Annotated in this window: 12 protein-coding genes; 1 reads left to right on the forward strand and 11 read right to left on the reverse strand. The window is 64.1% G+C overall.

The features are described 5' to 3' along the window. Nucleotides 1-36: 36 nt before the first annotated feature. From KVT37_RS22255 to KVT37_RS22275, 5 genes are all read right to left on the reverse strand, one after another. Nucleotides 37-2,064 (reverse strand): aldo/keto reductase, encoded by a 2,028-nt coding sequence (locus KVT37_RS22255; protein ID WP_217577042.1) that lies wholly within the window; start codon nucleotides 2,062-2,064, stop codon nucleotides 37-39. Nucleotides 2,065-2,119: 55 nt separating this feature from the next. Then, nucleotides 2,120-3,205 (reverse strand): ABC transporter ATP-binding protein, encoded by a 1,086-nt coding sequence (locus KVT37_RS22260; RefSeq protein ID WP_217577043.1) that lies wholly within the window; start codon nucleotides 3,203-3,205, stop codon nucleotides 2,120-2,122. A 12-nt stretch (nucleotides 3,206-3,217) separates the two neighbouring features. Next, complete coding sequence (locus tag KVT37_RS22265; RefSeq protein WP_217577045.1) at nucleotides 3,218-4,054, reverse strand: carbohydrate ABC transporter permease; 837 nt, start codon at nucleotides 4,052-4,054, stop codon at nucleotides 3,218-3,220. Further along, nucleotides 4,051-4,911 carry a carbohydrate ABC transporter permease gene (locus KVT37_RS22270; protein WP_217577047.1) on the reverse strand — a complete coding sequence of 287 codons (861 nt, stop codon included), beginning with the start codon at nucleotides 4,909-4,911 and terminating at the stop codon, nucleotides 4,051-4,053. Before KVT37_RS22270 ends, KVT37_RS22265 begins: the two co-directional genes overlap by 4 nt. Before the next feature lie 180 nt (nucleotides 4,912-5,091). Then, on the reverse strand, nucleotides 5,092-6,360 hold the full coding sequence (locus KVT37_RS22275) for an ABC transporter substrate-binding protein (RefSeq protein WP_217577049.1): 1,269 nt from the start codon (nucleotides 6,358-6,360) through the stop codon (nucleotides 5,092-5,094). A gap of 106 nt (nucleotides 6,361-6,466) precedes the next feature. Between KVT37_RS22275 and KVT37_RS22280 the strand changes: the two genes are divergently transcribed. Then, nucleotides 6,467-7,333: a helix-turn-helix domain-containing protein gene (locus KVT37_RS22280; RefSeq protein WP_217577051.1), complete on the forward strand. Its 867-nt coding sequence runs from the start codon at nucleotides 6,467-6,469 to the stop codon at nucleotides 7,331-7,333. Between the two features lie 139 nt (nucleotides 7,334-7,472). On the opposite strand, the gene KVT37_RS22285 is transcribed toward KVT37_RS22280, so the two are convergent. The 6 genes from KVT37_RS22285 to KVT37_RS22310 all read right to left on the reverse strand — a co-directional run bounded on the left by KVT37_RS22285 (nucleotide 7,473) and on the right by KVT37_RS22310 (nucleotide 13,977). Further along, nucleotides 7,473-7,727 (reverse strand): DUF1344 domain-containing protein, encoded by a 255-nt coding sequence (locus KVT37_RS22285; protein WP_217577053.1) that lies wholly within the window; start codon nucleotides 7,725-7,727, stop codon nucleotides 7,473-7,475. Nucleotides 7,728-7,905: 178 nt separating this feature from the next. Then, on the reverse strand, nucleotides 7,906-10,557 hold the full coding sequence (locus KVT37_RS22290; protein ID WP_254634189.1) for an ABC transporter permease: 2,652 nt from the start codon (nucleotides 10,555-10,557) through the stop codon (nucleotides 7,906-7,908). After that, nucleotides 10,554-11,222, reverse strand: coding sequence for an ABC transporter ATP-binding protein (locus KVT37_RS22295; RefSeq protein WP_217577055.1), 669 nt, complete (start codon nucleotides 11,220-11,222; stop codon nucleotides 10,554-10,556). Before KVT37_RS22295 ends, KVT37_RS22290 begins: the two co-directional genes overlap by 4 nt. Then, complete coding sequence (locus KVT37_RS22300) at nucleotides 11,215-11,877, reverse strand: ABC transporter ATP-binding protein (protein WP_217577057.1); 663 nt, start codon at nucleotides 11,875-11,877, stop codon at nucleotides 11,215-11,217. Before KVT37_RS22300 ends, KVT37_RS22295 begins: the two co-directional genes overlap by 8 nt. A 1-nt stretch (nucleotide 11,878) precedes the next feature. Continuing rightward, nucleotides 11,879-12,484 carry a hypothetical protein gene (locus KVT37_RS22305; RefSeq protein ID WP_217577059.1) on the reverse strand — a complete coding sequence of 202 codons (606 nt, stop codon included), beginning with the start codon at nucleotides 12,482-12,484 and terminating at the stop codon, nucleotides 11,879-11,881. Between the two features lie 113 nt (nucleotides 12,485-12,597). Then, nucleotides 12,598-13,977 (reverse strand): ATP-binding protein, encoded by a 1,380-nt coding sequence (locus KVT37_RS22310; RefSeq protein WP_217577061.1) that lies wholly within the window; start codon nucleotides 13,975-13,977, stop codon nucleotides 12,598-12,600. Nucleotides 13,978-13,999 lie beyond the last annotated feature (22 nt).

Genomic DNA, 13,999 nt, shown 5'->3' on the forward strand with positions numbered 1-13,999 from the left:
CGTCGTGGCGGGTTTCGCCAATCTCCAGCGTCAGCCCTAAGCCCTTCTTCTCTCCGGCCCCTCATCCAACCACGCCACATCCTCCGGCGTCAGCTTGATATCCAGCGCCTTCAGACTGTCCTCCAGCTCGTCCAGCGTGCGCGGGCCGATCAGTGGCACCGAGGGGAAGGGCTGCGCCAGCACGTAAGCCAGCGCGACGTGGATAGGGCTCTTGCCCAGCCGCTTGGCCAATTCGATCGCGCGGTCGCGGCGGCCGAAATTCTTTTCCGAATACCAGACCCGCACCAGCTCCTCATTGTCGGTCCGGTCACGGCCCGCGCGCTCGGTGAAGAAGCCGCGGCCCTGGCTCGACCAGGCGAAGTTGGGCATCTGCCGTTTCATCAACCAGGCCTTCCAGGCGTCGGTGGAGGAGGTGACGCAGCCGGCCCAGATCGGCTCCAGCATCTCGGCCAGCGAGAAATTGTTGGAGAGCGCGCCGGGCTTCTGCCTGCCGTTCTTTTCGGCATAGGCAATCGCCGCGTCCATGCGTTCCATCGTCCAGTTGGAGCCGCCGAACAGGCCGCGGATGCGGCCGGCTTTCGCCTCCGCGTCCATGGCGTCGACGAACTCGCCGACCGGCACATCGGGATTGTCGCGGTGCATGAAATAGATGTCGACATGGTCGGTCTGCAGCCGGTCGAGCGACAGCGCCAGCTGCTTGCCGATCACATCGGGATAGCAGAGCGGCGAATGCGCGCCCTTGGCGATGATGACCGATTGCTCGCGCACGCCGCGATTTGTGAGCCACTGGCCAAGCAGCGTCTCGGTATAGCCGGCGCCATAGACAAAGCCGGTGTCGAACAGATTGCCGCCGGCCTCGAAATAGGCGTCGAGCAGGATCGAGCCCGAGGAGAAGGTGCGGAAATCCTCGAAGCCGAGCGCCAGAAGCGAGGTCGGGCGCGGCAGGCCCGGAATGGCACGCTTGCCGATCGCGGTGCCGTTGGTGCGCAGCGGCCGGCCGGAGAGGGTGGCGACGCGCTTAGCCGGCTTTTCGATCTCGTATTCCAGTCCGACCGCGGCGCGCCATCTGTCGAGGACGCGCAGCGTGCCGAGGCTGTCGGCCCAGGACATGCCCGGCCAGGCGAATTCCTGCCGTCCCGCCTGGATCGCCTCGCCGGCGGCGTCGACCTCGAAGGAATAGACATGGCGGGTCTCGTTGAGGCTGATCACCTCGCGTTGGCTGCCGGATCGGATCAATTCGATCCGGCCCGGTCCGACATCGCGGTCGCCACCGGCGAACCAGAAATCTGGCACCTCGATCTGACCCTTGGTGCCGAAAATGCGCAGCACATTGTCCTGGTTGAGCGAGATGCTGCAGGAGATTTCGGCGACGATGCCGCCGGGAAAATGCAGCAGCGCTGAGGCCCATTCGTCGACGCCGGACTGGCCGAGATGGGCAGCGCCAACGACCTTGTCGGGCTCGATGAAAGGCTGGCCCGTGGCGGCGCCGGCGATCAGCCGCGCCATCGACACGGGATAGCCGCCGACATCGAGGATGCCGCCACCGGCAAGCTCATTTGCATAGAGCCGGTGCTCGGGCATGAAGCCCGGCATGGCGAAGCCGAAGCTCGACTTGATCATGCGCACCTCGCCGATCGCGCCCGACTTGACCAGCTCAACCAGCTGCCGGGTCTGCGGGTGCAGCCGGTACATGAAGGCTTCGCCCAGAAACGTGCCGGCCTTGCGCGCGGCGTGCATCATGGCGTCGGCCTCGAAGGCGGTGAGTGCCAGCGGCTTTTCGCACAGCACATGCTTGCCGGCCTCGGCGGCCTTGATCGCCCATTCGGCGTGGCCGGGATGCGGGATCGAAATGTAGACGGCGTCGACTTGCCTGTCAGCAAGCAGCGCCTCATAGCCGTCGAGGATGCGCGGGCCGGGAAAGGTCTCGGCAAGCCCCGGTTTGCCCGGATTGCGGGCGCCAAGCGCCACCAGTTCGCCGGTGCGCGACTGCGCCACGCCACCGGCAAAGGATTTGGCGATGCTGCCGGGTCCGAGAATACCCCAGCGGATTTTTCCAGATGTCATGTCGAATACTCCATGGGTCGCCGCCACGCCTTGGGGATCGGGGCGGAAAGAAAAGTCAGCGGATCCTTGCGCCCGCCTTGTCGAAAAGCAGCGAGCGTTCCGCCTTGATCGAAACGGTGAAATGATCGCCGCTGGCGCGCTGCCGGGAGGCCTCGCGCTCGACGATCAGTTCCTCCGGTCCGGCATTGGCGTAGACGTAGCTCACCGAACCCAGATGCTCGGCGACGTCGGCCTTGACCGGAATGTCGCAATCGCCTTCACCGGCTTCGAAGAAGTGTTCCGGCCTGACGCCGAGCACGACCTCGGCGCCGACGGCGGGAAAAGCTTCGCGGAGCGGTTTGCGCAGCCTGGCGCCGCCATGATTGACGAGCTCGATGATCGCGGCGCTGTTCGACGTCTCGACGACCTTGGCGCCGAGAAAATTCATTTTTGGCGAGCCGATGAAGCCGGCTACGAATCGGTTGGCCGGGTCGTCATAGAGGTCGAGCGGCGCGCCGATCTGCTCGACATTGCCGCCTTTCAGCACCACGATGCGGTCGGCCAGAGTCATCGCCTCGGTCTGGTCGTGCGTCACATAGATCATGGTGACGCCGAGCTCCTTGTGCAGGCGCGAGATCTCGACCCGCATCTGCACGCGCAGCTCGGCATCGAGATTGGACAGCGGCTCGTCGAAGAGAAAAACCTGCGGCTCGCGCACGATGGCGCGGCCGATGGCGACACGCTGGCGCTGGCCCCCGGATAATTGTTTCGGCCGCCGCTGCATCAGTTCGTCGATGCGCAGGATTTCGGCGGCGCGCTTCACGCGACGATCGGTATCGGCCTTGGGGTTGCCGTTCATGCGCAATCCGAAGGAAAGGTTCTGTTCCACCGTCATATGCGGGTAGAGCGCGTAGGACTGGAACACCATGGCGATGCCGCGATCGGCCGCCTCGACGTCGTTCATCACCTTGCCGCCGATGGCGATGTCGCCGCCGCTGATGTCCTCCAGTCCGGCGATCATCCGGAGCAGGGTGGACTTGCCGCAGCCGGACGGGCCGACGAAGACGACGAACTCGCCGTCGGCGATGTCGATGTTGGCGCCATGCACGACCTCGAAGACGCCGTAGCGCTTGACGACATTGGTAAGAGTGACGGCCGCCATTGCGCTCCTGTCCTATTTGACCGCGCCGGCGGCGATGCCGGCGATGAAATGACGCTGCAACAGCACGAAGACGATGAGCATGGGCACGGTCAGCATGACGGCGCCGGCCATGATGCCGCCCCACGATACTTTGGTCAGACCGATCAGCGTGCCCAGCGCCACCGGCGCCGTCATCGCGCCGGGCTGGCTGTTGATCAGCAGCGGCCAGAGATAATTGTTCCACGAGGCGAGGAAGAGGATGATCGCCAGGGCCGCCAGCATCGGGCGCGCCAACGGCAGCGCCACGAACAGGAAGATGCGCCATTCCTTGACGCCTTCGACCCTGGCTGCGTCGAACAGCTCCGCCGGCATCATCGAGAAAGCCTGGCGCATGAAGAGCACGCCCAGCGAATTGAACAGCGGCGGCACGATCAGCGCGATCCAGGTGTTGGCCAAGGCGAAGTCGCGCGCCACCATGATGAATTGCGGGATCAGCACCACCGCATAGGGAAGCGTGATGGTGCCGAAGATGATTGCCACCACCGCGCCCTTGCCGTGGAATTCGTAGCGCGCCAGCGCCCAGCCGGCCATCGAGGTGAGCAGCACCGAAAGCACGGTGTAGGTCACCGCCACCGCGACCGAGATGCCGATGGCGCCGACGAAATTGGTGTCGCGCTGCAGATTGTTGAAATTGTCGATGAAGCCGTCATGCGGCAGAAGCTCGATGCCGGGGCTGAAGATGCCGTTGTCGGGCATGGTCGAGAACACCACCATCATCCACAGCGGGAACAGCCAGATCAGCGCCAGCGGCGTCAGGAAAAGATGCAGCAGGATGCTGCGGCCGAGCCTTGCCTGCGAGCGCGAGGTCATTTCGGCTCCCTCATCAGCCAGAGCTGCACCAAAGTGATGGCGATGGCGAGCCCCGCCATGGTGTAGGCGACGGCCGAGGCGTAGCCGAAATTGAGCGACCGAAAACCCTGGCGGTAGAGCAGCAGCCCGAGCGTCTCGGTGCCGCCGCCGGGACCGCCACGCTCGGTGATCAGGAACGGCTCGGTGAAGAGCTGCATGGTGCCGATGATCGACAGCACGGCGCAAAAGACGATGACGGGCTTCAACAGCGGCAGAGTGATGTGGAAGAACTGCTTCACCTTGCTGACGCGGTCGAGCGTCGCTGCCTCATAGACGTCCTCGGGAATGGACTGCAGGCCGGCCAGGATGATGATGGCGTTGTAGCCGGCCCAGCGCCAGGTGACCGCGATCATGATCAGCGCCATGGCCGGCGTGACGTTGGAGAACCAGTCGATCTTGGCCAGGCCGACGCTCTCCAGCAGCTTGTTGATGATGCCGAAATCGAGGCTGAACATCAGGCGGAAGACCGCCGAATAGGCAACCTCGCCGACCACGACCGGGGCGAAGAAGGCGAAACGGTAGAGGCCGCGCGCCTTCAAGAGCGGCGAATTCAGAAGCACCGCCATGACGATCGCCAGCGCAATCATCACCGGCACCTGAATGACCAGAATCAGCAGCGTGTTCTTCAGCGCGTTGTAGAAGGCGGGGTCGCCGATCAGGCGGCCCCAGTTGAAGGTCGGCGCGAAGCGCCAGGGCACGGTGCGGGTCGCCTGAAAGGAGATCAGGAACGAAGAGATGATCGGCCAGATCCAGAAGATGGCGAAGATCAAGAGGTAAGGCGTGAGGAAGCGGTACGCGGTGGCGTTCTGGGTGCGCATTGGCTTCCTCCTTTCTTTTTCTTTCCTTCTCCCCTTGTGGAGAAGGTGGCCGCGAAGCGGCCGGATGAGGGGTGTTCCAGCGGAGTGAGACGTTGGCATTCCCTGGAACACCCCTCATCCGTCTCGGCGCCAAAGCGCCGATCCACCTTCCCCCACAAGGGGGGAAGGGAAAGTCGCGCTCTACTTCACCGGTAAACCAGTCGCGGCGGCGATCTGCTTGGCGGCGTCGTCGAGCGCGGCCTTGGCGTCGGGATAGCCGTTGGCCAGATATTTGGTCTGCACGGCGCGCAGGATGATCTCGGCGTCGCTCTGGAACTGCGTGCCGCGGCTAGGCACGACCTTGGGCAGCGTTGCCAGGATATCCTTCCACACCGCCTGGTCGCCCCAATAGGGCTGTCCCTGCGCGACATAAGGATCGTCGAGCGCCGAGATCAGCGACGGCACCAGGCCGAAATCCTTCAGCATGGTGATCTGGCCGTCATTCGTCTCCAACGTGTATTTCAGATAGGCGTAGGCGGCTTCCTTGTTCTTCGAGGCCGAGGTGATGGCCAGGGACGAGCCGCCGAGATTGGCGGCGCGCGGGCCGTCGCCGGTCAGGCTCGGCATCAGATAGACGCCCCATTTGCCGCTTTCCTTCGGCGATTCGGTGCGGATCGTACCTTCATACCAGCCGCCATAGACCTGGGTGGCGACGGTGCCGGCGGTGTTGTTGGTGATCTTGGTCGACCAGTCGGCCGACGACACGATGCCGGCGTCCTTCATCTCCTTGACCTTGGTCATGGCGTCGACGCATTTCGGCTCGGCCACGGTGATCGACTGGCCGTCCTCGGCGAAATAGGCGCAGCCCTGTTCGTTGGAGATCATGCGGAAGAATTCGGTGTCGCCGTTGAAATCGGCGTTGGTCATCGACACGCCCGGATTGGCGGCCTGGATCTTCTTGCCGGCGGCGATGAAATCGTCCCAGGTCTTGATCGAGGCCGGATCGACGCCGGCCTTCTCGTAGAAGTCGCGGCGGTAGAAGACGGCGACCGGACCGGAATCCCATGGCATGGCATAGGCCTTGTCGCCGACCTCGAGCTCGGTGCGCTTGAAATCGGGGAATTTCTTCTGGTCCTCGGCGGTGTAGCCCAGCGTGTGCAGGTCGACGAAGCAGTCCGGGAACTGGCTCCAGTAATTTTCCGCCTCGCCGTTCTCGATCGAAACGATATCGGGCAGGCCGACGCCGCCGGCGGCGCAGCCGGCGATCGACTTGTCATAGGTCGGCTGGTTGCCGAGGTCCTGAACCGTGACCTTGATGTCGGGATATTTCTTGTTGAAGCCCTCGACCGTCGACTTCAGCGACGAAGCCGCGATGTTCCAGCTCCAGATGGTGATCTCGCCGGACTGCGCCAGCGCCGGGCCGGAACCCAGGGCAAGCATCAGCGCGGCGCAGGTCAGTGTCGTGCGCATTGAAATCCTCCCATTTCATTTGCTCTCTCGCTGTGAGCGTGGCTAGACTATGCAGCGCGGAAGGCTTGTCCCCGACAAAGGGAAAAGAAAATTGGCGGAAAGTAAGATGCCGGAAAGGCCGTTTTACCAGCCTGGGGCCAGCAGTGTGGAAGGCATGCCGCTAAAGCTGCAGATGTTCCACACACATCCCCTGGTTATGCTCAAGCCGCATTGGCACGCCCAGGTGGAAGTGAATTTCATCGTTCGCGGCAGCGTGCACTACTTGATGAACGATCACGAGATCTCGCTTTCGGCCGGCGAGATGTGCCTGTTCTGGGGTGGCTTGCCGCACCAGATGGACGATCTGTCCGACGACGCCATCTATGCCGGCGCGCATCTGCCGCTGGTACACTTCTTCCGCCTGCATTTGCCGGCCGACATACGCCACCGGCTGATGACCGGCGCGACCCTGGTCACCAACGCGACGGACCAGTCGGACAACGACAATTTCAAGCGCTGGAACGAGTATGCGCGCTCGGGCGATCCGACGAAGGCCGAGCATGCCGTCAACGAGTTGCTGCTTCGGCTCGAGCGGGTGCGCTTCGAGCCTTACCGCCTGGTGCCCGGAAGCGTGGCCGGGCAAGGGAGCGGCACTCCCTTCGACCAGCAATCCTCGCGCAATGTCGGGCGCATGTGCGACTATATCGCCGAGAATTTCCTTTACGACATCGACTGCGTGGACATCGCCTGCGCCGCCGACATCCACCCCAAATACGCCATGAGCCTGTTCAAGAAGTCGACCGGCATGACGCTCAACGAGTATGTGAACCTTTTGCGGCTGAGCTATGCGCAGGCGCTTTTGATGCATGAGGGCGCCAATGTGCTGACGGTCGCGATGGAATCGGGCTTCGGCTCGCTCAGCGCCTTCAACAAATCGTTCCGCAAGCTCGCCGGCATGTCGCCCTCGGATTTCCGCCGGGCGGGTGTCAGATAGGCAGAATCTCGCTTGGGCATAGGCCGGTATTACCCGTCGCTTGTGACGCGACCCCGCCCCGGATCTGGCCCCGCGGTGCGGTTCGTCGGCGGGCCCGGCGATTCACCGGCCCGCCGCAGATCCCCGGCCGCAGACGCGCCTATTTGGCCGGCTGGATGCTCGAAGCCGCCAGTTTGCCGGCCTTCGTCGAGTAGGTGACCGTCACCTTCTCGCCGACTTTCAGCGTCTCGGCTTCAATGCCTTCCGGCAGGGAGAATGTCTTGCCGTCGGAGAGCGTGATCGAATCGCCTTTCTTGTCGATGCTGGCGATCGTGCCGGTCGTCGCCTTGGCGTAGGCGACGCCGCTCGATGCGATCGCGATTGCCATTGCGGCCGTGATGATGGATTTTTTCATAATTCGGTTCCTTTCTCTCATCTGCCGAGGGCGGATGCCCAGGGCGGCTTCAATCCGGAACGTCCCGCCCCGCCGGATCACGAACCCCGGAGCCAGGATGAAGCGAAGCCAAACTTAGGGCCGAAAGCTTTCAACAGATTGGCCGCAGCCTTACAAATGCGTAAGCGCGGCGTGCGCGTCACAGGTCGCGCAATTGCTCGGCGGTCAGCGCCGAGGACGGCCTGGCGGTCCGAACGGCGGCGGCAACGGATGCGACGACGAGGCCAAGCATGATCGCCAGATAGAGCCATGGCACCGACAGTGCCTGCGGCGGTGGATCGAAGACGCCGGTCAGCAGCTTCACCAGCATCCAGGCGGTCAGTGCTCCGGAGAACAATCCGAAGACCAGGCCACCGACAATGATGACGAGACCCTCGCTCCACAGGAAGGCATCCAGTTGCGGCGGTTTGGCGCCTATGGCGTCGAGGATCGCGAAGGCCCGGCGCCGCTCGGCGAATCCCAGAGCCAGCATCAGCCCGGCGGCAGCGGCGGCCATCAGCACGGAAAATCCAAGCTCGATCCGCGTCAAGCCCCGAAGGTCAACCGCGGTAAGGCTCGATCCGATGAGATGTGCGGCCTGGCCGATATCGGAGACTTTCAACGCGGGGTCGACGGCAAGCACGGAAGCGACCTGGCGCGCCAATTCGACGGGATTGCCCTTCGCTCTCATCAGCACATATTCGGAGGCGTCCGACCCTGTCATGCGGGCTACGTAGGCGGCGTTGGCGACAAGGAAGGAATCCTTCGGCGCGGTCGGAAATTCGCGCACGACGCCGATAAATCTGAAGGCCACCGGATGGTACTGATGGTCTCTTGCATCGAGGAGCCGCAGATTGATCGTGTCGCCCTGCTGAAGCTGGAAATCCTGCACGGTCTCCTCCGAAACCAGGACGCCGTCGGGCGTGGCGCCCAGTTGGCTGAGCATGCCCTCGGCGTCGGCGCCGCTGAAATAGGCGTCGGAAAGGGTCGTGGCGCGCCCGATGCGTCTGGGGTCGATCCCATAGAGGTCCTGCAGATCCGCGCCCACATAGGCAAAACGATGCTGCATCGGCTCGACGGCGAGCGCATCCGTCAGCGTGGTCAAGGCCGCCAGATGCGCGCCGGCCGGTCTGTCCGACGTTCCGAAGATGGTGACGTCGGATCCATTCGTCAGCTCGGCGTCGACGTGCGCCTGGGCGTTGTAAGTGGTGTTGAAAATAGCGGTCGAAGCGGCGAAGGAGACGGCCAGCGCGGTCATGGCGATGCCGATGGTCAGGCGCTCTGACTGGCGCGATAGTGCCGCCGACACGATCGGCGTCAGACGACCCGCCACCGGGGTGAGGATCACTCGTAACAGTCCGCTGTTGTGCGCGATGATTATGCCCGACAGCCGCATGACCAGCAGCGTCATACCCATCCAGAGCAAGGCGGGGGCGATGAAAGCCTTGTAGTCGACCGAGGTCGCCGCCACGCCTTCCGGGGCCAGAACGATCTGGTATCCGGTGCTGGCCGACGACCAGAAGAAGAGGCCTGCGCCGGCAAGCAGCAGCAAATCCAGCCGCAAGCGTTGCCAGAGCGGCGCCCTCGCCCGCGTGACCGCGTGCCGCGCCGCATCGACGGTGGTCCAGCGCGCGTCGCGCCAGGCCGGCAGCAGGAGAGCGGCGAACCCCAGCAGCAGGCCGAGCAACGCGACGAGAAGGAGGGATGGATCACGAAGGGCTGCGTACCGGCCTAGCGTGGAAACAGGGTTGAAAAGCAAGGCTCCACCCATGCCGAGCGCAACTCCGGCGACGCCGGAGACCGCGGCCTCGGCGGCTGAAAGCGACAGGATCGTGCTGGTTGTGGCGCCGCGGACGCGAAGCAGCGCCTGCTCCATCCGCCGGCGCTGCTCGCCGGACGAGGTCACGGCATAGGTAAGCGCGATTCCCAGCGCCGCGCCTGGCAGCCCGAGGAACAGGAACAGCACGGAAGCATAAAGCGCATCCTCGCGAACGGCTGCGAGGCGGGAGCCGAGATTGTCGGCAACCAAGGCTTGGCCGACGGTCCTCGCCTCCAAATTGCGCGCCGCGCCGGTGACGAAGATATGAGCCTGGACGGGATCGGATGGCAGGGCTGCATGGTCCAGCCGCGCGTGCCATTGCAGCCGGACCGTGTCCGGACGCTGCTTCGCTTGCGGGGAGAAGAACTGCTGCCAATCCTGCCAGGGAAGCACGAGCACGTTGTCCGGAGGCGCTTGCGGCGCGGCCTGGGCAGGCAAGCCTACGGCCTGAAACAATGAATCAGCATCGGGCAGATCGACGACCCCGGCGATTTTGACCTTCACCTCTGGCAGGCCGATACGCTTGATCGACACCGCGTCGCCAGGGCGGGCATGAAGGTTGGCCGCCGTCTGCTGAGCGACCAGAACGCCGTCGACGTTGCCGGAAAGCAGCCGAATTTCCGCCGGAAAATCCTTGGAATAACCTTCGTCCAAGGCGATGACCTGCCCCGGCCCGGTGGTCTGCGTCGTGCCGCCCGCCAAGGCTTCGAAACCCGCCGCGTCAGCATAGCGAACGCGGTGAGCGGCCTTGACGGGTGCTGCTTCGGCGATCGCCTTGCCGATCGCTCCCGGATCGGCGCCGGAAATCACCTGAACCTGCCAGTCGACCGGGACGGCGCTGATCGCGCGGGCCGTCATCGAGGCGTTGGCATTGGCGAGGAAAAGGACCATGGCAGTTAGCAGCGCGACGGTCACCGCGACGCCGGTCGCGGCGCCGGCGACCCGCGCGAATCGTCGGGTGAGAATACCGCGCAGCCATAGAAGCATCATCATGCCGCGTCCTGCCTCGGCCATTCGGAGACGAGCCGGCCGTGGTCCATCGTCCATCTGGTCGCCATCCGGGCGGCCACTGCCTCATCGTGCGTTGCTACGACCAGGGCGATGCCGGTGCCCTCCAGCTGTTCCATGACGATGTCGAAGAAGAACTGCGCCGTGATGCTGTCGAGCTGTCCGGTCGGCTCGTCGGCCAGGACCAGTTTCGGCTTCATGACGAGGGCGCGGGCCATCGCGACCCGTTGCGATTGTCCGCCGGACAATTCCTCCGGCAGCCTGTCGCGAAGCTCGCCAAGCCCAAACAAATCCAGCAAGGCCGCGGCGGCCGGTCCAGCGGAGGCCGGGTTGCCGGCCAATACCAGCGGCAGGCCGACATTCTGAGCGACGGTGAGCGCCGGAAACAGGCTGGGCGTCTGGAACACGAACCCGATATGGCGCGGCCTCAGCTCCTCGAAAGGGCCGAGCCCGGGCCATTCGACGGTGCCGGACGTCGGCTTGTCCAGTCCGCCGAGAATATGCAGCAAGGTCGTCTTGCCGCTGCCGGACGGGCCGACCACAGCGATCCGCGCGTCGGAAGCGATCCGGCAATTGACATCGCGAAGCGCGGCAACGCCGCGCTGGAAGTCGCGGCCGAGATGCTTGCCGACGACAAGCGTGTCACTCATCGTCTATCCTCCCGTCCTTCAGGCCGATGATGCGGTCCGCCTTGTGGGCAAGCGCCTGGCTGTGGGTGGCGAGCAACGTCGCCAGGCCGGCCCGGCGCCGCGCCTCGAAATGCGCGATCAAGCGCAGTTCGGTGTCGCGGTCGACTTCGGCGGTCGGCTCGTCGGCAACCAGGATCGGCGGGTCCCCGGCAAGCGCCACGGCAAGGCCGGCCCGCGCCGTCTCGCCCCCGGAGAGTTCCGTCGGGAAGGCCCGGGCACGATGCTGAAGATCGACGCTTTCCAGGAGCGCACCAATTCGGCTTTCGTTCGGCTTCCCCGCGAGCTGCATCTGCAGGCGCAGGTTCTGTTCCACGTTGAGGTGGCCAAACAGGTTCCCGGACTGCGGAAGGATGCCGAAATTGGCGACGCGGATGCGGGTCCGCTCGGTTTCAGACCGACGGGTCAAGCGCCTGCCGGCCACCTCGACATGACCGCCGTCCGGCTCGTCCAGCCCGGTGACGCAGGACAACAGCGTGGATTTGCCGCTGCCGGACGGGCCAACCAGGGCAACGATCTCGCCGGCCGACAGATGAAAGCTGATGCCACGCAGCGCGGCGATCTCATCGTCGCCTATGTGGAAGAACCGGTAGAGTTCGTGCGCGTCCAGCGCGTACATTTCAATTCCACTGCAAGGAATTGGACATCAGTTGCCACTGGTCGACATTGTCGGCCCCCTTGGGCGCGTAGAGATCGAGCGTGACCAACTTGCCGTCCCTGAAATAGAGATAGCGTTCGTTTTCAAGACGCATTTGTTTGCTGGTGACGGCGTTCGGCTCGGAGTTGGACGTGTAGACGATACGGATCGCAGGGCCGGCGGGCAGCTTGACCTGCTTGATCGCGGTCACCTTAACGGCCCTGCCGGCCGCCTCTAGCTTCGGCACATAGTCCGTCTTGGCGCTCTCCGCGGTGGGCGCGGCGTCGGCCTTCGATACCGTGACGGAGACGCCGTCAAGCTTGTCGACGAAGCTGGCTCCGTCGGGGCGATCGGACCTCGCCCACCCCTCCGGTACCTTCAGCGTGAAGCCTTGCGGCGATACGTAATCGATAAAGACCTGGCTATCGGGAATGTCACCCGGCGGATTCTTTTCCGCAGGGACAGCTTTTTCGGCGGCGAAAGCCGGACCGATGCCGGACTGGGGAATTTGCAAGCCCGTTGCGAAGAGGCATGCGCCCAGCGCAAGGCTCGATGCGAGCCGGCCGACCTTCCAATGGAGAGAGATCATGACACGCGACCTCCGATAGAGCGGCATATGATGGCACTATAAAGTGTCAAGTTTACGGGAAGGTCGCCCCATCCATACGGATCGGTAAGCTTCAAAGACATCGACGCGCGAAATCAAATCACATGGCCGCCCGGCGACTTCGCTGCTGGAAAGCTAATGGTCGCGGCCAGGCCGGGGTTGCGGTCTTCGAGCGCTATGGCCGCGCCGTGCAGGTCGGCGACCGCCTTGACGAGGCTCAGACCCAGGCCGCTGCCGGGCGTCGTGCGGCTCGCGTCCAGCCGGTAGAGCCTCTGGAACACTTTTTGGCGTTCCTCGGCCGGAATGCCTGGCCCATTGTCGCGGACATGGATGAGGACATGGTTGCCGCTGCGCGTCACCGAAAGCTCGATGGCCGTGCCCGGCGGGCAATGCCTGAGCGCGTTCTCGACCAGGTTGGCGAGCATCTGCATCAGCAGGTCGCGATCGCCGTGGATATAGCATTTCGCATCCGGAACGATCTTGGTGGACAGCGTCTTCCCATCGTCCTCGGCGACATCGGCATAGACCTCACCGATGGTTTCCACCACGGGGCCGACATCGAGGTCGACGAAGCGCGCCTTGCGGGCGCCGGCTTCGATCTGGGCGATGCGCAGCAAAGCGTCGAAGGTGCTGTTGATCTGCTGGCTTTCGGCGCGGGCATCGGTCAGTTCGGTGAGGACATCCTCGCCGGACGCCGTCTTGTCGGCGGCGGATTCCAGGATCATCTGCAGCCGGTTGAGCGGTGTCTTGAGATCATGGGCGATGTTGGCGCTCACTTCGCGCATGCCGTCGACGAGGGCCGACAGGCGCTCGAGAGCGGCATTCACCTGGGCGGAGACGGCGTCGATGTCGTCGCCATTGCCGGTCAGCGGAATGCGGGCGTCGAGCCGCCCATGCGAGACGTCGACCATGGTGCTGGCGATGCCGTCGAGGCGGCGCTGGACCCGTGAGGCAAGCACGGCGCCGCCGGCGACGGCAAGGCCGGTGATGAAGAGCGTCGCCCAGCCGAAACTCATCAACACGATGGTTTCGAGATCCTCGGTTTCCGAAAGTGAGAAGGCGACCGTCAAATTGTTGCCGCCGACCATGCCCGAATAGGCGCGATACTCGGTATCGGGCGGCACGCCCGGCAGGTTGGCGGCGAACATGGAAAAGCCGTCCGGCAGGCTTGAGGCGGTGAAATCACCGGCGAGGCGATTGCCGTCCCGATCCGTGAGGGAAAATATCTGATCCTTGTCCTGGCTGAACTGGGCATGATCCCTGACGGTGCCGACGAGATCCTCCTCGTCGCTCTCGGCATAAGTCGCGGCGATGAGGGAGTAGGTCTCCTTGATCGATTGGTCGAGCTGCCTGGCGAGCGAGGCGCTCATCAATTGATAGACGATCGCACCCGACAGGATGAAAGCCAGCAGGAACAGGAAGGCGAAGGTCAGCGCCAGCCGGAACGGCGTGCTGCGAAGCAGGCTGAAGCGCATTCCGCTCATCCCGAGCCCGTGA

The sequence above is a fragment of the Mesorhizobium sp. GbtcB19 genome (assembly GCF_019091085.1).
Classification (GTDB): domain Bacteria; phylum Pseudomonadota; class Alphaproteobacteria; order Rhizobiales; family Rhizobiaceae; genus Mesorhizobium.